The following is a 21,247-nucleotide window of genomic DNA, read 5'->3' on the forward strand; positions in this document are numbered from 1 at the left end:
CGAGTACAGCACCCACGGCCTGGGCGTCCTATGCGCGCGATGTGAAATCGCGGTAAGCCGCGCTTTGACCGGACTTGTATATTCCTCCAAGTGCGCATCAGTGACCTGCTCGCCGCCTCTGAACTCGGCCTCACCCTGCTCGTGGGGGACGAGGACACCGAGTTCACCGCCGTGCACGTCACCGACCTGCCCGACCCCGGCCGCTACCTGACGGGTGGGGAGCTGGTGCTCAGCGGGCTGATGTGGCGGCACGAACCCGCCGACTCTGCCCGCTTCGTCGCCGCGCTGCGCTCCTCGGGCGTGGCGGCGCTCGGCGCGGGACAGGCGTGGCTCGGTCACGTCCCTGACGACCTGGTGGAGGCGTGCGCGGAGGCGGGCCTGCCGCTGCTGGAGATCCCGACCGCCGTCTCCTTCCGCGTGGTCGGCGAGGTGGCGGCTCCCCGGCTGTCCGGCGACGTCAGGGCCGCGCTCGGGCGTCAGCGCAGGATCGTCGACGCGGTGGCCGAGGGCGCCGACCTCGCCGACCTGTTCGCGCTCACCGCCGCCGAGCTCGGCGTCAGCGGCGCCGTCCTTTCCACCACGGGGGAGCTGGTCGTCGGCTCGGTGACCGATCCCGCGCCGGAGCAGGCGCCCGCCCTTCCGCTCCGCCTGGCCCGCGCGTTCCTGTCGGCTCCCAGGCTGCCCTGCGTCGCCGAGGGCCACACCCTGTTCGCCGTCGGAAGGGGACACCGCGCGGCAGGCTGGGCGCTGGCCTGCGAGGGCGACCTGCTCGGCCGCGCCGACCTCGGCTTCGAGCTGGCCGCCTGCGTCGCGCTCGAACGCACCAGGATGGAGGAGGGCAGAAGGGTCGAGCGCCGCCTGGTCGAGCAGCTCGTGAGCGCGGCCTTCGCGGCCGAGGCCGACCCCGCCGAGCTCAGCGCCAGGCTGCGGATGTGCGGGCTCGGGGCGGCCGAGCCGTACTCGGTGGTGACGGCGACGGCCGCGCGCCCTGGGGCCACCCGCGGGCCCGACCCCGCCACGCTGGGCGGCCAGGTCCTGGAGGAGCTGCTGGCCCGCAGCGTCGTGGCCGCCGCGGGCGCGGACGGCGCGGTCGCCCTCGTCGCGCTGCAGGGCCCGGTCTCCGTGCTGGCAGACCGCCTGCGCTCAGGTCTCGAGGTGCTGTCGGCCCTCAGGGACACCAGGGTCTCCATCGGCGTGAGCGGCGCCCTCACCGGCGCGGCGGCGATCAGGGGCGGCGTCGAGGAGGCCGGCCACGCCCGCAGGCTGGCCGAGGCCCGCTCGGGCGGGGTGGTCACCAGCGACGAGATCTACACCCACGCGCTCCTGCTGGCCACCGTGCCGGGCGACGTGCGCCGCTCGTTCGCCCACCGGCTGCTCGCGCCGCTGTTCGACTACGACGCGGGGCACCAGTCGGAGCTGGTGCGCACCCTCGGCACCTTCCTGGACACGGCGGGGTCGTGGAACGCCTGCGCCGAGCGGATGCACGTCCACGTGAACACCGTCAGGTACCGGATCAGGCGGATCGAGGAGCTGACCGGAAGGGACCTGTCGACGATGGCCGACAGGGTGGACTTCTTCCTGGCCCTGCGGTCAGGCTGACAGCCGTAAGCCCCCGAAATATGAGCATTCGGGGGCTTGTGGGGAGCGGCATGTTCGAGTGAACATGGCCGCACTAGCAGCAGAGGTAGTCGAAGCTCGAACGAGCAGGAGACACTTCGGCACCTGCGGTCGTAACATTGCCTCCAACTGTGGCAATTGCCGCGATGAAGACAGCGAGTGCGGACATGACAAGACGCTTGCGCATGGGGGGGTTCTCCCTCGCTCAGGTGGTGCTTGGCTTCATCATCCCAGGGAGACATTGCTGTGACCACATCTGACCTGGTCGGGCTGCGCATCAAGACAGTCCGCCGCCAGCGGGGGCTCTCACAGGCCCAGCTCGCTCACCCTGAGTTGTCTGACAGTTATGTTTCTCTGATCGAGAGCGGCAAGCGTACTCCAACACCTGCGGTGCTCGAGCTCCTGGCCCAGAAGCTGGACTGCTCGCTCAGCTACCTCGTCAACGGCGTCACCGCCGAGCAGATGAACGACATCGAGCTCGGCCTTGGCTACGCGCGGCTCGCCCTGGAGAACGGCGAGGTCCACGAGGCCCGGACCAGGTTCGCCGAGCTCCTTGCGGACAACAACCTGGCGGGTTTGACCGCTCTTCGTCAAGAGGCCGAGTACGGCCTGGCCCTGGCGACGGAGGCGACAGGCGACCTCAGCCAGGCCATCGAGATCCTCAGGCGGCTCGACGGCGAGGAGCTCAGCGCCGACCGTCACGTCGAGATCGCGCTGGCCCTGTGCCGCTGCCACCGCGACAAGGGCGACCTGGTCGCGGCCGTGGAGGTCGGGGAGCGGATCCTGTCCGGCGCCGTCCGTCCCGCGTGGACTGACGGCCTGGTCGAGCTCGGTGCCACCCTGCTCGCGGCCTACTGGGTGCGCGGCGACCTGCTGCGCGCCCGTCAGTTCTCCGCCGAGCTGCTGGCCGCGGCCGAGCTCCTCGGCACGCCCCGCGCGACCGTGGCGGCCAGCTGGAACGCCGCGAGGGTCGCCGAGTCCGTGGGCAGGGGCGAGGAGGCGCTGGCTCTGGTGGAGCGCGCCTACGCCATCCACTCCGAGACCGGCGCCCCCCGCAACCTGGCCAGACTGCGCGGTGCCGTGGCGGGCCACCACGCCAGGCTCAACCCGCAGAACACCGACAAGCTCAGGGAGCTGTTCGGCCAGACGCTCAGAGACGTGGCGGAGAGCTCGGCCGGCGTGACCGACCAGGCCATCGCGGAGCTCGAGCTGGCCAAGGTCGAGCTGACGGCAGGCCACCTCGAGCTTGCCATCGAGCACGCCAAGGCGGCCGACGGGCTCCTGGCCGCCGAGACCCCCGAGCTCGACGCCCAGGGACGGATGATCCTCGCCAGGGCGCAGGGCGCGCTGGGCGACAGGGAGCAGGGGCTGGCCAGCGCCCGCGAGGCGCTGCGGTTCATGCAGCAGTCGCCCGCCTCGCGCCAGGCCGCGGGCAAGTGGTACGCCCTCGCCGAGACCATCGACGAACTCGGCGACGAGGAGCGTGCCGTCGAGGCGTACCAGCAGGCGCTTGCCTGCGTCGGGCTGTAGCGAAGTCGGCACCGGGCGGGGCGGTGGGTAGCCTTGGGGTTGCCATGAAGAGATCCCCACGCGCGGCCCTCACCGCCCTGCTCGCCGCCCTGGTCGCCGCCGTCGTCCTGGCGCCGCCCGCACTGGCCCACGACGCCCTGAAGAGCAGCAACCCGAAGAAGGACGCCACCGTCAAGAAGGTGGAACAGGTCGAGCTGGAGTTCACCGCGGCTCCGAAGCTGCCCTTCGTGATCGTGCGCGCCGCCGACGGCACCGAGCAGCAGCTGGGCAAGCCCGAGATCGACGGCCCCGTCGTGACACAGAAGCTCAAGGGCACGCTGTCCGACGGCGCCTACACGATCGCCTACAGGGTCGTCTCCTCCGACGGGCACCCCATCGAGGGTGAGATCCCGTTCAAGGTCAAGGGCGCGCCGCAGGCGACCCCGACCGAGGAGCCCACGCCCACGGCCGCCGCCAGTGAGAGCGCCCAGCCCAGCGCGACGGCCTCAGCCGCTCCCGTCGCCCAGCCGAGCGAACAGGCGGCCGAGCAGGACAGCGCGCCCGGCTTCCCGATCTGGCTCATCATCGTGATCGGCGCCCTCGTCGGCGTCGGCATCGGCTTCCTGCTGAGCGCGAGGAAGAAGAAGCCGTGACCAGGACCGCCCGTCTCGCACTGGCGTTGACGGCCGCGGCGCTCGCCGCGCTGGTCGCCGCCATGATCGCTGGAGGCGCGGCGTTCCCGCGCATCATCCCTGGCCTGCCCGACGAGGGCACGCTGACCAGGTGGGCGTTGCCCGTCTCGAAGCTGGCGATGGACGTCGCGGGCCTGCTCACCGTGGGCCTCCTGCTGGCCGCCACCGCCTTCCTGCCCAACGACAAGGGGCTGCTCGGCAAGTCCGCCCTGGGCTATGTCAAGGCCGCCTCGTGGACGGCGCTGGTCTGGGCGGGGGCGGGCGCGCTCACGATGGTGTTCACGCTGTCGGAGACGCTCGGGCTGCCGGTGGCCGACGTGCTCGGCGGCAACGAGCTGACCAGCTTCGCCAGCCAGGTGGGCCAGGGCATCGCGCTGACCCTGGTGGTCCTGTTCGGCGTGTCCATCGCGCTGTTCTCGCGGGGGGCGATCACGGCCGGCGCGTCGGCGGGGCTGCTGGCGCTCGCCCTGGTCACGCTGCTGCCGCCCGCCCTGACCAGTCACGCCTCCTCCTCGCCCAACCACGACCTGGCCACCACGGGCGTCGCGGTCCACCTGATCTCGCTGGCGTTGTGGGTCGGCGGCCTGACCGTGCTCGTGACCCACGGGATGCGCAAGCAGCCGCAGCTGGACGTGGCGGCGGCCCGCTTCTCCAGGATGGCCGTGTGGTGCTACGTCGGCGTCGGCCTGTCGGGCGTCTTCAGCGTGCTGGCCAGGCTGACCGCGATCAGCGACCTCTGGACCTCCCCCTACGGCGTGCTCCTCGTCGTCAAGACCGTCGCCTTCGTCCTGCTCGGCTACGTCGGCTGGTGGCACCGCCAGCGCACGATGGGCGAGCTGGCCAAGGGCAAGCCCGGCGCGTTCACCCGGCTGGCGGTCGGCGAACTCGTCCTGATGTTCGCGACCATGGGCCTGGCCGTCGCGCTGGCCCGCACCCAGCCGCCCGCGGTGACCCTGCCCGCCGACCGCGCCTTCGAGCTGCTCGGCTTCCCGATGCCGCCGCCGATCACGCTCGGCAACCTGGCCTCGTTGTGGTGGCTCGACCTGTTCTTCGCGCTGGTCGCCGCCGCGCTGGCCGGCCTGTACGCCGGAGGCGTCATCAGGCTGCGCCGACGTGGCGACGCCTGGCCGGCGGGCCGTACCGCCGCCTGGTTCGTCGGCGTGGTGATCCTGGTGATAGCCACGCAGAGCGGCATGGCCCGCTACGCCCAGGTGCTGTTCAGCGTGCACATGATCGAGCACATGACGCTGGCGATGCTCGTGCCGATCTTCCTGGTCCTCGGCGCCCCCGTCACGCTGGCGCTGCGCGCGCTCAAGCCCGCCGCCCGGCGCGGCGACAGGGGGCCGCGCGAGTGGCTGAACGTCGTGCTGCACAGCGCCTTCGTCCGGGTGCTCACCCACCCGGCGGTCGCCACGACGATCTTCATCGTCTCGACCTACGCGCTCTACTTCACGCCGCTGTTCGGCGCGGCGATGGAGGAGCATCTCGGGCACATCGTGATGACGCTGCACTTCCTGCTGAGCGGCTCGCTGTTCTTCTGGGTGATCATCGGCGTGGACCCGGCCCCGCACAAGCTGCCGCACGTGGGCCGCCTGCTGACGCTCTTCGTCACGATGCCCTTCCACGCCTTCTTCGGCATCGCACTGATGATGATGGGCACCGTGATCGCCTCGGACTGGTACGAGCAGCTCGGCCGCACGTGGGGTGTCTCGCCGCTGCTCGACCAGCAGGACGGCGGCGCCATCGCCTGGGGCTTCGGCGAGATCCCGACCTTGATCGTGCTGCTGGCACTGGCCTTCCAGTGGTATCGCGACGACGACAGGAGGGCGCGCACGGCCGACAGGAGGGCCGACGCGGTCGCCGCGCGCACCGGCGGCACGGGCGACGCGGAGCTCGATTCCTACAACGACTACCTGGCCAAACTGAACAGACGCGACCAGGTCGAGTAGCCGCGAGGCCATGGCCTTCTGTCTTCACCCCACGCGTCTCCGAACCGCCCGGTAACCTTGCGAGCGGGGGTGACGGGCATCACCTTTGTACGGCCGTCAGCCAGCGCCATCGTGGGGAGGCGCCCAGGGACACGGCCGCGGTGATCGCCCGGTGTGTGCTCAGGAAGGCGAGTGCCAAGTTGGTGGATGAGACGCGCATGCGTGGGGGGGCAGAGCCTCGCCGAGGCTCTGGACAGCCATCTCGCGGAGTGGTCGCAGCGCACAGGGATCGCGGTCGAGGTCTGGGCGCTTCCCCGGAGCGACGTGCCCCCGACGATCGCGAGCAGCGTCATGGCCGTGGTCGAGGAGGCGCTGCTCAACGTCGAGCGGCACAGCAGGGCGGGCACGGTGTCCATCGCCGTCACCGTGGGCGCCAGTGGGCTGCGGCTGACGGTGAGCGACGACGGCGGCGGGTTCGGCGTGCCGCACGAGCGCAGGGGCATCGCCAGGATGCGCGCGAGGATGGCCGAGGTCGGCGGCACCCTGTCCGTCAACAGCGTTCAGGGGGAGGGCACGACGGTCTCGGCGGCGGTCCCGCGCCGGCCACGCTGAGGGCGGAGCGAGTACGGCGAGCCAGGCCCGGCGTGGGCCTGGCTCGCCGCGCCGGATCAGGGGAGGGTGAGGATCTCCGACCCCGTGTCGGTGACGAGGATGGTGTGCTCGAACTGGGCGGTGCGCTTGCGGTCCTTGGTGACGGCGGTCCACTTGTCCGGCCAGATCTCGTAGTCGATCGTGCCGAGCGTCAGCATCGGCTCGATCGTGAACGTCATGCCGGGCACCAGCTCCACCTGCAGCGTGGGGTCGTCGTAGTGCGGCACCATCAGGCCGGAGTGGAACGTCGTGCCGATGCCGTGCCCGGTGAAGTCGCGCACCACGCCGTAGCCGAAGCGCTTGGCGTAGGCCTCGATGACCCTGCCGACGACGTTGAGCTGGCGTCCTGGCGCGACGGCCTTGATGGCGCGCATCGTCGCCGCGCGGGTGCGCTCCACCAGCAGCCGCGACTCCTCGTCGACCTCGCCGACCAGGTAGGTGGCGTCGGTGTCGCCGTGGACCCCGCCGATGTAGGCGGTGATGTCGATGTTGACGATGTCGCCGTCGCGCAGCACGGTGTCGTCGGGGATGCCGTGGCAGATGACCTCGTTGATCGAGGTGCACAGCGACTTGGGGTAGCCGCGGTAACCCAGCGTGCTGGGATAGGCGTCGTGGTCGAGAAGGAACTCGTGGCCGATCCTGTCGAGCTCGTCGGTCGTCACTCCTGGAGCGACGTGCTTGCCGACCTCTTCGAGGGCCTGCGCGGCGATCCTGCCCGCGACGCGCATCCGCTCGATGAGCTCGGGGGTCTTGACGTCGGCCTCTCCGGTCCTGGGCTGCTTCTTGCCGACGTACTCCGGCCGCTGGATGTGGGCGGGAACCTTGCGCATGGGCGAGATCCGCCCTGGCTGGAGCAGTGTGGTCATGAAAACGAGTTTACGGGGCACAATTCACCCCGTGAGCGAAGGTCAATGGTGGTTCTGTCTCAAGCACATGCGCGTCGAGCCCGAGCAGGGCTGCCCGAACAAGGACCGCATGGGCCCCTACGCGACCGAGCAGGAAGCGGCCGGGGCGCTGCAGCGCGCCGCCGACCGCAACAAGGCCTGGGACGAACAGGACCAGGACGACGATGACTGACCGGATGATCGACCTGATGACCGGCAGGGCGACCGGCTAGGCCGCCCGCACCACCGCGTAGGCGCGCACGGGGAAGGTGCCGAGACCGGCGATCATGGGTGGCGCCGCGTGGAAGCGGAACCCGCTGACGGGCAGCCGCGCCAGTCCTGTCAGATGCTCGACCAGCGGGATCCCCGCCGCCAGCAGCAGCGTGTGCGCGGGGCGCTCGCCCTTGGGCGGGGTCGCGTCGATGTTCAGCGAGTCGATGCCGACCAGCGCCGCGCCCTGCTCGGCCAGCCAGGCCGCGGCCTCGGGCTCGAGGTAGGGGTGGTCGCGTAGGTAGGCGTCGGTGCCGAAGTGCCTGTCCCAGCCGGTGTGCAGGAGCACGGCCCTGCCGCGGACGTCCAGCTCTCGCAGCAGGTCGAGGCCCACGCTCGGCCTGCCCTCCGCGCGCACCACGAGCCCCGGCAGGTCGGCCATCCGCTCGATCGGCAGCTGCGAGAGGTCGGGCCCTTCGGCGTAGCGGTGATACGGGGTGTCCAGGTACGTCCCCGTGTTGGCGGTCAGCGTGATGGTGCCGATGTGGAACTCGGTGCCCTCCGCGTAGACCTCGCGGGAGTCCTCCCTGCTCAGGTGCGTGCCGAGCACGGGCCCCGGGATGCCGGGGTAGGTGGTCATGCCTTCGGTGATCCGGTGACTCAGCTCGATGATCATCGAACGGCCTCTTTCAGTCTGACGATAGAGACGACGCCGATCGCCGCCCACACCACGTTGAGGATCGCCGAGGGCCAGGCCGCGTTGTAGGCCGTGTTGACCATGAGGGCGAGGGATCCCGCCAGGTTGATCAGCTGGTACGGCAGGCCATCCCCCGCCATCACCCCGGCCGAGACCCTGGCGTAGCCGTAGAGCATCAGGCCCGCGCCGATCCAGCCGACGGCGGCCACAAGGAGATCCATACGGACATTGTGATGAGCCCGCTTCCTCAAGCACAAATAATGAAATCTACACTTTGACGTAAGCTGAGCTAATGGAGATCGACCCCCGTCGCCTGCGGGTGCTGCACGAGGTGGCCCGCCGCGGCGGGGTCATGCGCGCGGCCGAGGCGATGCACCTCACGGCCTCGGCCGTCTCCCAGCAGCTGGCGCAGCTCGAACGCGAGGTCGGCCTCGCCCTCATCGACCGCTCCCAGCGCAGGGTCTCCCTCACCCCCGCGGGCCGCGTGCTGGCCGGATACGCCGAGCGGGTGGAGGAGGAGCTGGCCGAGGCCAAGCGCGAGCTCACCCACTTCTCCGAACGGCTCGCGGGGCCCGTGACGATCGCCGCCTTCTCCACCGTGATCACGCATCTGCTCGTGCCCGCCCTGCGGTCGCTGGCCGTCAGGCATCCGCAGATCACCCCCGTCATCCAGGAGACGTACGGCGCTCCCGCCCTGCGTGAGCTGCGTCTCGGCGGGGTGGACGTGCTGATCACCGAGCGCGACGCCGGCCTGCCCGCGCCCGCCAGGCCCTCGCTGACGTCGAGGACGCTGCACATCGACGAGTACAGGATCGTGGTGCCGCCGGACTGGCCCGCCATGCCCCGCACCGTCGCCGACCTGGCAGGGGCCGCGTGGGTGGCGGGCCTGCCCGAGCAGGCCTGCGGTCAGGCGCTCGAACGGCTGGCCGCGCTGCACGGCTTCGAGCCGAGGCGGGTGCACGTCATCGAGGAGTTCCCTCCCACGCTCGCCCTGGTGGCCGCGGGACACGGCGTGGCCATCGTGCCCGAGCTGGCCCTGCTCGACGTGCCGGAGGGGTTCGTGAGGGTGAGCGAGATCGGGGAGATCGGCGCGCGGGGGCTCGACGCCGTCACCCGCGTCAGCCGTACGCGCTCGGGGGAGCCCGACCCCGTGCAGGCCGTGGTCATCGCGGCGATCGAGGAGGCGCTAGTCAACCACCTGCGGGCCGCTGACCCGCTCGAGGAGCCTGGCGAGCCTGTCGCGTAGCCCCGGGCGCTGGGGCAGCTCGGCCGCCGCGGCGCTCACCAGGTGCTGGGCGCCGTCGAAGCTGACGGGCCCGTCGGAGGGGATCGCCAGCGCGTCGTGGGCCAGCCCGGCCAGCTCGGGATCGCCGCTCTCCAGCGCCAGGATCGTCGCGCCGGTGCGCCTGGCGTCGTCGACGCGTTCGAGCAGCGGCACGGGCGCCTGCCGCTCGGCCACCACGAACAGGGTCTCGCCCCTGCCGGCGCGCTCGATGCGGTCGAGGCCGACCCTCAGGTGGGCGGGGGCCTGCGCGGGCGGGCTCCACCGCACCAGCGTCGGCGCCAGCTGGGGCAGCCCCGTCAGCCGGGCCTCGTCGCCCAGGTGGGCGGTGAGATGCCACGGCTCGCCGCCGGGTGTGCCGACCAGGAGCAGGCCGCCGGGGGAGCGGGTGGCCCTCAGCGCCGTTCCCAGCTCCCTGGTGCGCTCCAGCCAGCCGGTTTCGGCCAGAACCTCGCGAAGGAAAGCCACCGACCCTGCGTCCATTCGTCCATGGTGCCTGACCTGTGCCTGCTCTGCTGCCCGTTTGCCGCGTTGGCCGATCACCGCCCGCCCGGCGGGGCTGGGTTCGGCCCGTGAACTCCGCCCTGGCATGATTCGCCGTATGACTGACCTTCCCGAAGTGAGCGGCTTGACCATCGGCATCCTGGGCGGGACCGGCGACCAGGGCAAGGGGCTGGCCCGGCGCTTCGCCCTGGCGGGACACCCCGTGCTCATCGGCTCCCGTGACGCAGGGCGCGCTCAGGAGGCCGCCGACTCGATCGGCAACGGCGCGAGGGGCGCGGAGAACGCCGCGGTCGCCGCCGAGGCCGACATCGTGATCGTCGCCGTGCCGTGGGACGGCCACAAGGCCACCCTCTCCGCGCTGCGCGAACCGCTGGCCGGCAAGATCGTGGTCGACTGCGTCAACCCGCTGGGCTTCGACAAGCAGGGCGCCTACGCGCTGCCGGTCGAGGAGGGCTCGGCCGCCCAGCAGGCCGCGGCGGTGCTGACCGACAGCCGCGTGGTGGCCGCCTTCCACCACGTCTCCGCGGTGTTGCTGCTCGACCCCGCGGTGGACAAGGTGGACCTGGACGTGCTCGTCCTGGGCGACGACCGTGAGGCGACCGGCACCGTCCAGGCCCTCGCCTCGGTGATCCCCGGGGTCCGCGGGGTGTACGGCGGGCGCCTGCGCAACGCCCACCAGGTCGAGGCGCTGACGGCCAACCTCATCTCGATCAACCGCCGCTACAAGGCGCACGCGGGAATCCGCCTCACCGACATCTGATCGCGGAGCCCTCCCCGCGCCGGCTCAGAGCCAGCCCGCGTCCTGGGCGATGCGGATGGCGTCGATCTTGTTCTTGGCGCCCGTCTTGGTGATCGCGCCGGTCAGGTAGTTGCGCACGGTCCCGGCCGACAGATGCAGCCGCGCGGCGATCTCCTCGGCCGTCGCGCCCCTCGCCGCCTCGTCCAGGACCGTGCGCTCGCGCTGGGTGAGGGGGCTCTCGCCGTACTCCATGGCCGAGGTCACCAGGTCGGCGTCGAGCACCCTCAGCCCGGCGGCGGTGCGCCTGATGGCGTCGGCCAGGCGGTCGCCCGGCGCGTCCTTCACCAGAAACGCCTCGATGCCCGCCGACAGGGCCCGCCGCACCTGGCCCGGCTGGCCCATCGCGGTCAGCACCAGGATCCGGCAGGACGGCAGGCGGGTACGCAGTTCGGCGGCGGCGGTGATGCCGTCCACGACGGGCAGGTCGATGTCCACGATCGCCACGTCCGGCCTGACCTCCATCGCGGTGGGGACGATCTCGTCGCCCCTGGTCACCTGGGCGACCACGTCGATGTCGGGCTCCAGGCGCAGCAGCGCCGTCAGGGCCGCCCTGATCATGTGCATGTCCTCGGCCAGCAGCACCCTGATCACGCGGGGACCTCCATGGTGAGCCGGAAGCCGCCCGCGGCGGTCGTCTCGGCGGTGACGGTGCCGCCGGCCTGGGAGGCGCGCTCGCCGAGCCCGGTCAGGCCGTTGCCCGGCGTCACCGGGGCTTCCCCGCCCGACCGGGGCGTCGCCGGGTCCGCGAGGTCCGCGGTGGTGCGGTCGTTGACGACCTCGAGGCGCGCCGCGCCCGCCCGCACCGAGGTGGTGATGGAGCAGGTGGTGGCGCGGCTGTGCCGCAGGACGTTCGTCACGCCCTCGCGCACGCCCCAGGCCAGCGCCTCCTCCGACGAGCGGGGCAGCGCCGCCGCCGTGAGGTTGACCTGGCAGTCGACCCCTGACGCCTCCAGAAGCGCCACGGCCCTGTCCGTCTCGCCCTTCAGCGACATCTCCCGGTAGCCGCGCGCCACGTGCCGTACGTCCTGGACCGCCTCGCGGGCGACCTGCACGAGCTCGGTGACCTCGGTCCTGGCCGAGGCGGGGTCGCGCTCGACCAGCCTGGCCGCCAGGTCGCCCTTCAGCGCGATCGCGGTGAGGCTGCGGCCCAGGCCGTCGTGCAGGTCGCGGGAGATCCGCAGGCGTTCCCTGAGCACCGCGGCCTCCGCCAGCTCCGCCCTGGCCTGGTCCAGCTCGCCCGCCATGCGGCTGCTCCTGACCAACGCGTAGATCATCGCGCCGGTGGTGAGAACCGTGACGGCGTAGAAGATCGGGATCGGATTGAAGCCGCCCGTCGCGTCCATGATGGCCACGCCCTGGTAGAGGATGACGAGCCCGGCCAGTGGGCCGCTGAGCCAGAGCGGCAGCAGGACCAGTAGCGACCCGGCGAACAGTGGCGCGACGTTGCCCGACCAGCCGTAGGGGAGCAGGAAGTCGGGCAGGTAGGTGGCGATGGCCTGTACCGAGAGGGTCAGCGGTAGGTAGCGTGGTCGGGTACCGCGCAGTCCCGCCCTGACGTGGAGGAAGTGCGGCACGGTGGTGCCCGCGGTCACCACCAGGGCGCCCGCTGTGACCGCGAGATCGGCCGCCGCGAGGTAGAGCCCGAAGCCGATCATCGTGTAGCAGACGGAGACCGCGGTGATCACGATGACGGCGAAGCGTCGGAGAGCTGCGGAGGTCATAGTGGGGTCAATTATGACTTCCTGGGCTCCCACCTGAACCGGTAGCGGAGGACGATCAGCCCGATAGCGGTCCAAACCGCCAGGTTGAGCAGGGCGAGCAGGACGTTGCCCTCGCCTGTGTAGGCGAAGCGGGCTCCCTCGACGATGCCACCGGTGGGCAGCAGGTTCAGAACCGTGCCGACCCACGAGGGCAGGAGCTGGGTGATCGGCCCGAACCCGCCCGCGCCGAGCCCCGCCAGCATGAACCACGGCATCGTGACGGCCGCCGCCAGCTCCGCCCGCGAGATCGCCACCGTCCACGCCGCGCCGAGCAGCGACAGCACGCCCGCGCCCGCCACCACGAACGCGACCAGCACCAGCGGGTTGCCCGGAGTCGGCATCCCCGCCGCGACGTACAGCACGACCGTCACGACCAGCGCGAGCAGCACGGCCTGCGCGGCGATGTTGGCCAGCTCGCCGCCGATGATCTCCCGGTCGTTCAGCCCCGTGGCCCGCATCCTCTTGAGAATCAGCTGATCCCTGCGCGCGCTCAGGTTGACCGCGGCCTGCAGGAGCGCCGCGATCGTCATGATCATGGCGAGCAGGCCGAGGTGCATGTCGAGCAGCAGGCCGGAGTCGCCGGGCCGCAGCTTCGCCATCAGGAACGGCATGCCGATGCCGAGCCCCAGCGAGAGCGCCACCGAGGTGGACAGAGCCACCTTGTCGCGCCAGTAGAGCCTGCCGCCGAACCTCGCCACCGCCATGAAGTCACGCATTGCCGATCCCTTCGAGAAACAGGTCTTCGAGTGAGGCCGTCCGCACCTCGAGCCCGCGCAGCCGCAGGCCCTTCTCCGCCGCCCAGCTCAGCAGCCGCTGCGCGGCCAGGTCGGGGTCCTCGGCCCTGCAGGTGGCGACCGCGCCCGCCATGGTCACCGGCAGCGGGAGCTCCTGCGGCGAGATCCCCTCGGGCAGTTCGAAGGAGACCCTGCCCGCCTGCGCGGCCAGCGTCTCGGCCATGCCGCCGCTGGCCACGATCTCGCCGCGGTCCATGATCGCCATCCGGGTGGCCAGCCGCTGGGCCTCGTCCAGGTAGTGCGTGGTCAGCAGGATCGTGGTGCCCTCGGCGGCGAGAGCGCGGACGACCTCCCAGGTGTTCCTGCGCGCCTCCGGGTCCATGCCGGTGGTCGGCTCGTCGAGGAAGAGCACGTCGGGATGGCCCAGCAGGGCCAGTGCCAGGTCGAGCCTGCGCTTCTCGCCCCCGGACAGCTGCCTGACCTTCGTCGCCGCCCTGTCCAGCAGCCCCGCGAGCTCGAGCGCCTCGTGCGCGGGCCTGGCCGCGGGGGTGAAGGCGCGCCACGACTCGACCGTCTGGACGACGGTCAGGTCGGGGAAGAACCCGGCCTCCTGCAGCATGATGCCGGTGCGCCGCCGTACCTGCCTGCGGTCCTTCGTCGGGTCGAGGCCGAGCACGCGCGCCTGGCCCGCGTCGGCAGGCTGGAAGCCGGCGAGCACCTCGATGGTGGTGGTCTTGCCCGCGCCGTTCCTGCCCAGGAGCGCGAAGACCTCGCCGGGAAGGGCCTCGAACGAGATGCCCTTCACCGCCTGGAAGTCCCCGTAGCTCTTGGTGAGTCCGTCTACCTGGATCATGTCTGTGATTGTTCTGGCTCGCCTCCCGCGTGGGCAGTGAAGAATTCATGACCTGCGACGCTTTCAGGATCGATGAGCTGGTGCAGGTGCAGACCGGGCAGGCGCGTCACCGGCCAGCCTCGCCGCGCCGCCTCCTCGGCCACCGTGTCGTACGGCGGGCCGTACCACAGGAAGGCGCACGGCACGCCGTCCCAGCCCGGGGGCACGGGCACCCGCTGCTCGAAGTAGGCGAGCGGCAGGCGCGGCTGCTCGGCGCTCACGCGCTCCCTGGTGACGGGGTCGGGGAACATGGGCGCGACCTGCTCCTCCGGCCACCAGTCGGTCCACCGGGGCAGGAGGCCGTCGGCGTCGGCCAGCTCGCGCAGGAACGGCAGGAACGCGGGCTGGACCACGGGCGCGACCCCCGCCGCGGGCGGCAGGTGGGCATCCACGAACAGGCAGGCGACGACCTCGACCGCCTGGCTGATGATCGGCACGAACAGGCCGGCGTTGCTGTGGGCCACCAGGACGAGCGGGCCCTCGGGTGTCTGGTCGCGGACGGCTTCGGCGATCTGCTCCGGGTAGGGCGGGCCGCCCGCGACGGCCTGGCGCAGGTCGGGGACGCAGGCGCGGGGAAGAAGCTCGGCCACGGGGGTCCAGGTGGACGGGCCGACGGACGGGCTGTGGATGAGAACGGGCATCGCTTCCATCCCGTCAGCATCTCCTGTTCCCCCGCCAAGGGGAGCGTCCCCCCGCCGCGAGAGTGTCCCCCCGCCGCGAGAGTGTCCTCCCGCCCGCGAGAGCGTCCTCCCGCCCGCGAGAGCGTCCCTTCGCCCAGGAGAGCGTTCTCCCGCCCGGAGAGGAAAGCGTTCAGACGATCAGGGTGTGGCGGGAGGCGGGGTGGCGGGCGCCGTCGTAGGCGGCCCACGCCTGAGCCAGCGCGTCGATCGCCGCCGTCAACTCCTCGGGAGGGAAGAGGAAGTGCAGCCTCAGGTGGTCGGCGTGCCCGCCCTGCGGATCGAACGAGCGCCCAGGCGGGATGGCCACCCCGTGCCTGAGCGCCACCTGCGCGAAGGTGTCGGCGTCGCCGCGCGGGAGCCGGGCCCACACGGTCTGGCCGCCGAGCGCGGGGGAGACCTCCCACGAGGGGAGCCTGGCCCGCAGCCGCGACAGCAGGTGGTCGTGCCGGTGACGGAGAGCCTCGACGCGCGCCTGCCGGACCTCTGGCAGGAGCGACAGCACCGAGGCGGCGGCCAGCTGGGACAGCACGTCACCGCCGAGATCGTGGACGGCGCGCAGCCTGGCCAGCCTGGAGACCAGCGGGGTAGCGGCGCGGATCCAGCCCACGCGCAGCCCGCCCCACACGAGCTTGCTGAGCGAGGCGATCGTGATGATCTGCTCGCCCGAGGTGAAGGAGGCCAGCGGAGGCGGCGCCGAGCCCGAGAAGCACAGCTCCGCGCAGACCTCGTCGTCGATGAGCGGCACGTCGTGCTCGGTGGCCGCGGCGGCCAGCCGCCTGCGCGTGGCGGTGTCCATGATCGTGCCCGCCGGGTTGCTGGCCGTGGGGATGGCGTACATCAGGGCGGGGCGCTCGGCGGGGTCGAGGCGCGGACGGATCACGGCGGCGGCGTGGCGGAAGACCTCCAGCGCGCCAGGATAGGTGGGCGACTCGGTCTGCACCACGTCGCCCGGGTTGACCAGCAGGTCGGTGAGCAGCGTGATGGCCTGCTGGGCGCCGGTGGTCACCATGATCTGCGAAGGGTCCGTGGGCAGGTCGCGGTCGGTGTAGTAGGCGGCGACGGCCGCGCGGAGGGCGGGATGGCCGGCGGGGTGGTAGCCGAGGTCGCGCTCGGGCAGCAACGACACCGCCTGCCGGAAGGCCTCGGCCAGCAGCGGCGGCGGCTCGTCCGGTGCGGCGCAGGTGAGCAGCGTGACGCCGTCCGGCGGATGCAGGATGTGCGACAGCAGCGGGTTGCTGGCGACCTCGTTGGCCGCGCGGGTGGCCGGCAGGTCGGCGGCGGCCACGCGGGTGCCGCTGCCTCTGCGCCTGACCACGCGCGCCTCCTGCTGGAGCAGGTCGTAGGCGGCGACGACGGTGCCCCTCGCCACGGCCAGCCGTCTGGCGAGGACGCGGTCGGGCGGCAGCGCGGTGTCGGGCGGCAGCAGGCCGTCGTCGATCAGGTCGCGCAGCCGGGCGGCGAGCAGGAGGTAGAGCGGGCCCCTCCCGGTCGCCCACCGGCCGAGCAGCTCAATGAGCTCCGCACTATTGGCCTCATTCATGGACCAATTATCGGCGATTGGATCTGACAATCAACATGAAACCAGGACATCCTTATCGGTATGAGCGAACTACGCCCTGAGACCCGAGCCGTCCACCTGCCCCGACCCGTGATCAAGGGAAGCGTCCCGATCTCGGTGCCGATCTACCAGACCTCCGGGTTCGTCTTCGACGATCCCGAGGTCTTCGCCGACGGGATGAGCAGGCCCGACGGGGCCTTCGTGTACGGCAGGCTCTCCAACCCCACGGTCCGCTCGCTCGAGGAGGCCGTGGCCGGACTGGAGGGCGGCGTGGCCGCCGTGGCCACCGCCTCGGGGATGGGCGCGATCAACTCCGTGCTTCTCGGCCTGCTCAAGCCGGGTGACCACCTGATCGCGCAGAAGGCGTTGTACGGCGGGACGGCCGCCATGATCAACGACCTGGCGTCCAGGTTCGGCATCGCCGTCACCCACGTCCCTGAGGACGACCCCGCGGCGCTGAGGGCGGCGGTGCGCCCCGAGACCAGGCTCGTCTACCTGGAGACCATCGCCAACCCCGTCTGCCAGGTCGCCGACCTGCCCGCGATGTGCGCGGCGGCCAAGGAGTTCGGCCTGGTCTCCGTGGTGGACAACACCTTCGCCTCGCCCATCCTGTGCCGTCCGCTGGAGCACGGCGCGGACATCGTGGTCCACTCGACCACGAAGTACCTGTCCGGCCACACGGACGTGCTCGGCGGGATCGCCGTCTTCGCCGCCGACGAGCTCTACCGCAAGGTGTGGCACTACGCGATCGAGCTCGGCTCGACGCCCGACCCCTTCGCCGCGTGGCTGACCCTGCGCGGCATGCAGACCCTGCCCCTGCGGATGGAGCGGCACTGCGCGAACACCCGCGTGCTCGCCACCCGCCTGGCCGGGCATCCCGCGGTCAGCGCCGTCCACTGGCCCGGGTTTCCGACGCACGCCTCGCACGAGGTGGCGGTCAAGCTGATGCCCGAGTTCGGCGGGGTGTTCTCCTTCGACCTGGCGGGAGGGCGCGCCGCGGGCGAGCGCTTCATGAGCGCGCTGAAGCTGGCGCTGCTGGCCCCCTCGCTCGGCGGGGTGGAGACGCTGGTGCTGCACCCCGCGACGACCTCGCACAGGTCGCTGAGCGCGGAGGAGCTGGCGCGGCACGGCATCTCCGAGGGCACGGTGCGCGTGGCGGTGGGCATCGAGCACGCCGAGGACCTCTGGGCGGACTTCGCCCAGGCACTGGCCTGACAGCCTGAACCGACAGAGCGGATCGACAGAGGGCCGCGGGGAAGCGGCGGTCAGTCCACTTTCGTCACCAGCCTGTCGAAGAGGCGGTCGGGCAGGATCCTGTTGAGCGTCAGAAGGGTCCTGGCCATGTGCCCGACGGGACGGCGCGGCCTCGGCCGCGCCCCTTCGACGAGCTTCCTGACGGCCGCGGCCACCACGAGGGGGTCCGACGCCCTCGCCGCCGCCGGTGACTCGGCCCTGCGCGCCATCGACTCGGCGAGAGCGGCGTAGGCCCCGCCCCCCGACAGCTCGCGAAGCTCCCGGGCGGCCCCCTGCTCGAACTCGGTCCTGATCAGGCCGGGCTGGATGACCACGACGTCGATCCCGAACGGCCGGGTCTCCTGGCGCAGTGAGTCGGAGAACGTCTCGAGCGCGTGCTTGGAGGCGTGGTACCAGGCGACGAGCGGCAGGGAGATCTCACCCGCGATCGACGACACGTTCACGATCAGGCCGGAGCCCCGCTGACGCATCTGCGGCAGCACGAGCTGGGTCAGCCTGGCCACGGCGAAGAGGTTGACGTCGAACAGCCGGCGCGCCCGCTCGACGGGGACGTCCTCGATCGCGCCGTGCAGTCCCGCCCCCGCGTTGTTCACCAGCACGTCGATCCTGCCGTGCTCGTCGAGGATCGCGCGCACGGCGCGTTCGACGTGGGGCTCGTCCGTGACGTCCATCGCCACGGGACGGCCGCCGGCGTCGCGCAGGGCCGCCATCCTGTCGAGGCGGCGCGCGGCGCCGTACACGATGTGGCCCGCGCGCAGGAGCTCCAGCGCGGTGGCGTGGCCGATACCCGAGGAGGCGCCGGTGACAAGGCATACCTTGGCTGTCATGCTATTTACAATACAGTACTGTTCTGTATTGAAATAGGAGGGACGCTGCCATGGGCGCCTACGTGCTCGGATTCCACGAGATCGACAAGACCCTGCTCGCCACGGTCGGAGGGAAGGGGGCCAACCTCGGAGAGCTGTCCGCGATCGACGGCGTCCGCGTGCCCGAGGGGTTCTGCGTCACGACCGAGGCCTACCGGGCGGTCGTGGAGCGCGACCCCGCCGTCGGCCTGCTGATCGACGGCCTCTCGGGGCTCCGGGCCGACGACAGGGAGGCGATCGCCGAGGCGTGCGCCCGCCTGCGCGCCGCCGTCGAGGACCTGCCCGTGCCGGAGGAGATAGAACGCGACATCGTCGGCCGCCTCGCCGCGCTCGGCGGCGACGTGGCCTGCGCGGTGCGCTCCAGCGCCACCGCTGAGGACCTGCCGTCGAGCTCCTTCGCGGGCCAGCAGGACACCTACCTCAACGTCAGGGGCGCGGAGGCGGTGGTGCGCGCCGTCAGGCGGTGCTGGGCCTCACTGTTCACCGACCGCGCCGTGGCCTACCGCGTCAGGAGCGGCTTCGACCATCGCGCCGTGCGGGTGTCGGTGGTCGTCCAGCGCATGATCTTCCCGGAGGCGGCCGGCATCATGTTCACCGCCGACCCTGTCACCTGCAACCGCAGGGTCGTCTCCATCGACGCCGGCTTCGGCCTGGGCGAGGCGCTGGTCTCCGGCCTGGTCAACGCCGACACCTACCGGGTGAAGGCGGGCCGCGTCGTCGAGCGGAACGTCAGCGTCCAGACCAGGGAGCTGTACGCCGCGCCCGACGGCGGCACGCGCGAGCGGCCCGTCGAGGCGGCGCGCCAGAGCGCGCAGACCCTGACCGACGAGCAGATCCTCCGGTTGGAGCGCCTGGGCCGCAGGATCGAGGCCCACTTCGGCCGCCCCCAGGACATCGAGTGGGGCCTGTGCGACGGGGACTTCCACGTGCTCCAGAGCCGTCCGATCACCACGCTCTACCCGGTCCCCGCCGTGTCCGACGGCGAGAACCGCGTCTTCATGTCCTACGGTCACCGCCAGATGATGACCGACGCCTTCACCCCGCTCGGCCTGTCGTTCTTCATGCTGCTGGACGAGGCGCTCGGCCGCCCTCCGATGAGCGTGGCGGGCGGACGCTTCTACAAGGACATGTCCCACGAGCTGTCCTCGTGGTGGGCCAGGCCCGTCACGCTCAAGAGCCTCGGCCAGGTCGACGTCCTGATGGCCAACGCCCTCACCGCGGTGGCGGCCAGGAAGGACTTCCCTCTCGCGCGGGGCAGGGCGGCGGTGATGAACTTCGGGGAAGGCGGCCCGCTGCCGATGGCCCGCCAGTACCTCAAGCTCACCAGGCAGGACGATCCGGGTGTCGTGCCCTCGCTCATCGCGCGGAACGAGCGGTCGGTGCAGGAGCTCGGACGGGCCATCGCCGCCAGGTCGGGCGACGAGCTGTTCGCCTTCATCCTGGAGGACCACCGCGAGCTGACGGTGATCATGTTCGAGCCGAGAAGCGTGGCCGCGGCGTTCGCCGGCATCCAGGCGGCGAACTGGGTCAACAAGCACATGGAGGCCTGGCTGGGCGAGAAGAACGCCGCCGACGTCATCGCCCAGTCCGCCGACCACAACGTCGTGGCCGCCATGGGGCTGGACCTCATGGACGTCGCCGACGTGGCGAGGCGCCACCCCGCCGTCGTGGCCTACCTGGAGCGCGCCGAGCGGGAGACGTTCCGCGCGGGTCTGGCCAGGGCGGAGGGCGGTGACGTCGTCGGCCGCGCCATCGACGACTACCTCCTGAAGTACGGCATGCACTGCTCGGGCGACATCGACATCACCAGGACGCGGTGGAGCGAGGACCCCACGCTGCTCGTCCCGATCATCCTGGGCAATATCGAGAACTTCCCTCCTGGAGCGCGACGGGCCCGCGAGGAGCGCGGGCGTCTCGAGGCCGAGAACAAGATCGCCGAACTCCTGGGCCGTCTGAGCGGGCGCAGGGCCAGGAAGGCGGCCAGGAAGATGAACGTGCTGCGCCACTTCATCGGCTACAGGGAGTACTCCAAGCACGCCTGCCTGCAGCGGTACTGGCTGTACAAGGAGGCGCTGCTCGGCGAGGCGAGGAAGCTGGTCGCCAAGGGAGTGATCGCCGGGCCCGAGGACGTGTACTTCCTGGACTTCGAGGAGTTCAGGCAGGCCGTGCGCACGGGGAAGCTGGACTACGCCGTCATCGAGAGGCGCCGCGACGAGTTCGAGGAGTACGGCAAGCTGACCCCGCCGAGGGTGATCACCTCGGAGGGCGAGGTGATCGGCGGCGCGTACGACACAGGGGCCCTGCCGGAGGGGGCGCTGGCGGGCGTCGCGGTGTCGTCGGGCGTCGTGGAGGGCACGGCCAGGGTCGTGCTCAGCCTGGAGGAGGCCGACGTGCGCGAGGGCGACATCCTCGTCACCGTCTTCTCCGACCCCAGCTGGTCGCCGCTGTTCGTCTCGGTGAAGGGCGTGGTCATGGAGGTCGGCGGCGTGATGACGCACGGCGCGGTGATCGCGCGCGAGTACGGCCTGCCCGCGGTCGTCGGCGTGGAGGGCGCCACCAGGCGCATCAGGGACGGCCAGCGCATCCGCCTCAACGGCGGCGAGGGCTACGTCGAGCTCCTCTCGGATTGACAGGCGCCCGGGTAGTGAGGAAAGTGGCGAAGCTCATGCGGGGGGCGAGACCAGGATCGCCGGGCTGAACCGCGCGACCGAGTGGGGGTTGTGATGACGG

The 21,247-nt window shown here is 71.5% G+C and carries 21 protein-coding genes; 10 read left to right on the forward strand and 11 right to left on the reverse strand.

All coding sequences use genetic code 11. The annotated features are described in order from the left end of the window. Positions 1-90 precede the first annotated feature (90 nt). The 5 genes from ABFX55_RS49195 to ABFX55_RS49215 all read left to right on the forward strand — a co-directional run bounded on the left by ABFX55_RS49195 (position 91) and on the right by ABFX55_RS49215 (position 6,358). Complete coding sequence (locus tag ABFX55_RS49195) at positions 91-1,599, forward strand: PucR family transcriptional regulator (protein ID WP_346131102.1); 1,509 nt, start codon at positions 91-93, stop codon at positions 1,597-1,599. 264 nt (positions 1,600-1,863) lie between these two features. Then, a complete protein-coding gene (locus tag ABFX55_RS49200) occupies positions 1,864-3,147 on the forward strand; it encodes a helix-turn-helix domain-containing protein (protein WP_346131104.1) in 1,284 nt (427 codons plus the stop codon). A 44-nt stretch (positions 3,148-3,191) separates the two neighbouring features. After that, entirely contained in the window at positions 3,192-3,779 is a 588-nt protein-coding gene (locus ABFX55_RS49205; protein WP_346131106.1) for a copper resistance CopC family protein, read from the forward strand. Beyond that, positions 3,776-5,767 carry a bifunctional copper resistance protein CopD/cytochrome c oxidase assembly protein gene (locus tag ABFX55_RS49210; RefSeq protein WP_346131108.1) on the forward strand — a complete coding sequence of 664 codons (1,992 nt, stop codon included), beginning with the start codon at positions 3,776-3,778 and terminating at the stop codon, positions 5,765-5,767. The genes ABFX55_RS49205 and ABFX55_RS49210 overlap by 4 nt, the downstream gene beginning before the upstream one ends. Positions 5,768-5,968: 201 nt before the next feature. Then, positions 5,969-6,358 carry a sensor histidine kinase gene (locus ABFX55_RS49215; RefSeq protein WP_346131110.1) on the forward strand — a complete coding sequence of 130 codons (390 nt, stop codon included), beginning with the start codon at positions 5,969-5,971 and terminating at the stop codon, positions 6,356-6,358. Positions 6,359-6,414: 56 nt separating this feature from the next. On the opposite strand, the gene map is transcribed toward ABFX55_RS49215, so the two are convergent. Then, entirely contained in the window at positions 6,415-7,263 is an 849-nt protein-coding gene (gene map, locus ABFX55_RS49220; protein WP_346131112.1) for a type I methionyl aminopeptidase, read from the reverse strand. Here map and ABFX55_RS49225 point away from each other — a divergent pair. Beyond that, positions 7,262-7,474 (forward strand): hypothetical protein, encoded by a 213-nt coding sequence (locus ABFX55_RS49225; RefSeq protein ID WP_346131114.1) that lies wholly within the window; start codon positions 7,262-7,264, stop codon positions 7,472-7,474. The two genes, map and ABFX55_RS49225, sit on opposite strands and share 2 nt — an antisense overlap. Before the next feature lie 36 nt (positions 7,475-7,510). Here ABFX55_RS49225 and ABFX55_RS49230 read toward each other — a convergent pair whose 3' ends face one another. Continuing rightward, the gene (locus tag ABFX55_RS49230; RefSeq protein WP_346131116.1) at positions 7,511-8,167 is read right to left on the reverse strand and encodes a cyclase family protein; all 657 of its coding nucleotides are present in this window, start codon (positions 8,165-8,167) and stop codon (positions 7,511-7,513) included. Beyond that, complete coding sequence (locus tag ABFX55_RS49235) at positions 8,164-8,409, reverse strand: CBU_0592 family membrane protein (protein WP_183658564.1); 246 nt, start codon at positions 8,407-8,409, stop codon at positions 8,164-8,166. The genes ABFX55_RS49230 and ABFX55_RS49235 overlap by 4 nt, the downstream gene beginning before the upstream one ends. A 71-nt stretch (positions 8,410-8,480) precedes the next feature. Here ABFX55_RS49235 and ABFX55_RS49240 point away from each other — a divergent pair, with 71 nt between their 5' ends. Next, entirely contained in the window at positions 8,481-9,434 is a 954-nt protein-coding gene (locus ABFX55_RS49240) for a LysR family transcriptional regulator (protein ID WP_346131118.1), read from the forward strand. Here the strand turns inward: ABFX55_RS49240 and ABFX55_RS49245 are convergent. Continuing rightward, complete coding sequence (locus tag ABFX55_RS49245; RefSeq protein ID WP_346131120.1) at positions 9,375-9,953, reverse strand: hypothetical protein; 579 nt, start codon at positions 9,951-9,953, stop codon at positions 9,375-9,377. The genes ABFX55_RS49240 and ABFX55_RS49245 overlap by 60 nt on opposite strands. Positions 9,954-10,071: 118 nt before the next feature. On the opposite strand from ABFX55_RS49245, the gene npdG reads away from it, so the two are divergent. Next, positions 10,072-10,734, forward strand: a complete 663-nt coding sequence (npdG, locus tag ABFX55_RS49250; protein ID WP_379479182.1) for an NADPH-dependent F420 reductase — start codon at positions 10,072-10,074, stop codon at positions 10,732-10,734. A gap of 24 nt (positions 10,735-10,758) precedes the next feature. Here the strand turns inward: npdG and ABFX55_RS49255 are convergent, their stop codons facing one another. The 6 genes from ABFX55_RS49255 to ABFX55_RS49280 all read right to left on the reverse strand — a co-directional run bounded on the left by ABFX55_RS49255 (position 10,759) and on the right by ABFX55_RS49280 (position 16,379). After that, positions 10,759-11,364: a response regulator transcription factor gene (locus tag ABFX55_RS49255; protein WP_346131124.1), complete on the reverse strand. Its 606-nt coding sequence runs from the start codon at positions 11,362-11,364 to the stop codon at positions 10,759-10,761. Then, a complete protein-coding gene (locus tag ABFX55_RS49260) occupies positions 11,361-12,494 on the reverse strand; it encodes a sensor histidine kinase (protein ID WP_346131126.1) in 1,134 nt (377 codons plus the stop codon). Before ABFX55_RS49260 ends, ABFX55_RS49255 begins: the two co-directional genes overlap by 4 nt. A gap of 11 nt (positions 12,495-12,505) precedes the next feature. Next, complete coding sequence (locus ABFX55_RS49265) at positions 12,506-13,249, reverse strand: ABC transporter permease (protein WP_346131128.1); 744 nt, start codon at positions 13,247-13,249, stop codon at positions 12,506-12,508. Further along, a complete protein-coding gene (locus tag ABFX55_RS49270) occupies positions 13,242-14,120 on the reverse strand; it encodes an ABC transporter ATP-binding protein (protein ID WP_346131130.1) in 879 nt (292 codons plus the stop codon). The genes ABFX55_RS49265 and ABFX55_RS49270 overlap by 8 nt, the downstream gene beginning before the upstream one ends. Then, positions 14,117-14,800, reverse strand: coding sequence for an alpha/beta hydrolase (locus ABFX55_RS49275; RefSeq protein WP_346131132.1), 684 nt, complete (start codon positions 14,798-14,800; stop codon positions 14,117-14,119). Before ABFX55_RS49275 ends, ABFX55_RS49270 begins: the two co-directional genes overlap by 4 nt. A 169-nt stretch (positions 14,801-14,969) precedes the next feature. Further along, positions 14,970-16,379, reverse strand: a complete 1,410-nt coding sequence (locus ABFX55_RS49280; protein ID WP_346131134.1) for an aminotransferase-like domain-containing protein — start codon at positions 16,377-16,379, stop codon at positions 14,970-14,972. A 60-nt stretch (positions 16,380-16,439) separates the two neighbouring features. Between ABFX55_RS49280 and ABFX55_RS49285 the strand changes: the two genes are divergently transcribed. After that, positions 16,440-17,612 (forward strand): trans-sulfuration enzyme family protein, encoded by a 1,173-nt coding sequence (locus ABFX55_RS49285; protein WP_346131136.1) that lies wholly within the window; start codon positions 16,440-16,442, stop codon positions 17,610-17,612. Positions 17,613-17,662: 50 nt separating this feature from the next. Here the strand turns inward: ABFX55_RS49285 and ABFX55_RS49290 are convergent, their stop codons facing one another. Continuing rightward, on the reverse strand, positions 17,663-18,478 hold the full coding sequence (locus tag ABFX55_RS49290; RefSeq protein ID WP_346131138.1) for an oxidoreductase: 816 nt from the start codon (positions 18,476-18,478) through the stop codon (positions 17,663-17,665). Positions 18,479-18,528: 50 nt separating this feature from the next. On the opposite strand from ABFX55_RS49290, the gene rph reads away from it, so the two are divergent. Beyond that, the gene (gene rph, locus ABFX55_RS49295; protein ID WP_346131140.1) at positions 18,529-21,147 is read left to right on the forward strand and encodes a rifamycin-inactivating phosphotransferase; all 2,619 of its coding nucleotides are present in this window, start codon (positions 18,529-18,531) and stop codon (positions 21,145-21,147) included. Positions 21,148-21,247 lie beyond the last annotated feature (100 nt).

Origin of the sequence: Nonomuraea roseola (assembly GCF_039535395.1) — a bacterium.
In the GTDB taxonomy this organism is placed as follows: Bacteria; Actinomycetota; Actinomycetes; order Streptosporangiales; family Streptosporangiaceae; genus Nonomuraea; species Nonomuraea roseola.

Coding starts and splice junctions, on each gene's coding strand:
- ABFX55_RS49205 (WP_346131106.1), top strand. CDS start 3,192: ATGAAGAGATCCCCACGCGCGGCCCTCACCGCCCTGCTCGCCGCCCTG.
- ABFX55_RS49225 (WP_346131114.1), top strand. CDS start 7,262: ATGAAAACGAGTTTACGGGGCACAATTCACCCCGTGAGCGAAGGTCAA.
- map (WP_346131112.1), bottom strand. CDS start 7,263: ATGACCACACTGCTCCAGCCAGGGCGGATCTCGCCCATGCGCAAGGTT.
- ABFX55_RS49230 (WP_346131116.1), bottom strand. CDS start 8,167: ATGATCATCGAGCTGAGTCACCGGATCACCGAAGGCATGACCACCTAC.
- ABFX55_RS49235 (WP_183658564.1), bottom strand. CDS start 8,409: ATGGATCTCCTTGTGGCCGCCGTCGGCTGGATCGGCGCGGGCCTGATG.
- ABFX55_RS49240 (WP_346131118.1), top strand. CDS start 8,481: ATGGAGATCGACCCCCGTCGCCTGCGGGTGCTGCACGAGGTGGCCCGC.
- ABFX55_RS49245 (WP_346131120.1), bottom strand. CDS start 9,953: ATGGACGCAGGGTCGGTGGCTTTCCTTCGCGAGGTTCTGGCCGAAACC.
- npdG (WP_379479182.1), top strand. CDS start 10,072: ATGACTGACCTTCCCGAAGTGAGCGGCTTGACCATCGGCATCCTGGGC.
- ABFX55_RS49260 (WP_346131126.1), bottom strand. CDS start 12,494: ATGACCTCCGCAGCTCTCCGACGCTTCGCCGTCATCGTGATCACCGCG.
- ABFX55_RS49265 (WP_346131128.1), bottom strand. CDS start 13,249: ATGCGTGACTTCATGGCGGTGGCGAGGTTCGGCGGCAGGCTCTACTGG.
- ABFX55_RS49270 (WP_346131130.1), bottom strand. CDS start 14,120: ATGATCCAGGTAGACGGACTCACCAAGAGCTACGGGGACTTCCAGGCG.
- ABFX55_RS49275 (WP_346131132.1), bottom strand. CDS start 14,800: ATGCCCGTTCTCATCCACAGCCCGTCCGTCGGCCCGTCCACCTGGACC.
- ABFX55_RS49280 (WP_346131134.1), bottom strand. CDS start 16,379: ATGAATGAGGCCAATAGTGCGGAGCTCATTGAGCTGCTCGGCCGGTGG.
- ABFX55_RS49285 (WP_346131136.1), top strand. CDS start 16,440: ATGAGCGAACTACGCCCTGAGACCCGAGCCGTCCACCTGCCCCGACCC.
- ABFX55_RS49290 (WP_346131138.1), bottom strand. CDS start 18,478: ATGACAGCCAAGGTATGCCTTGTCACCGGCGCCTCCTCGGGTATCGGC.
- rph (WP_346131140.1), top strand. CDS start 18,529: ATGGGCGCCTACGTGCTCGGATTCCACGAGATCGACAAGACCCTGCTC.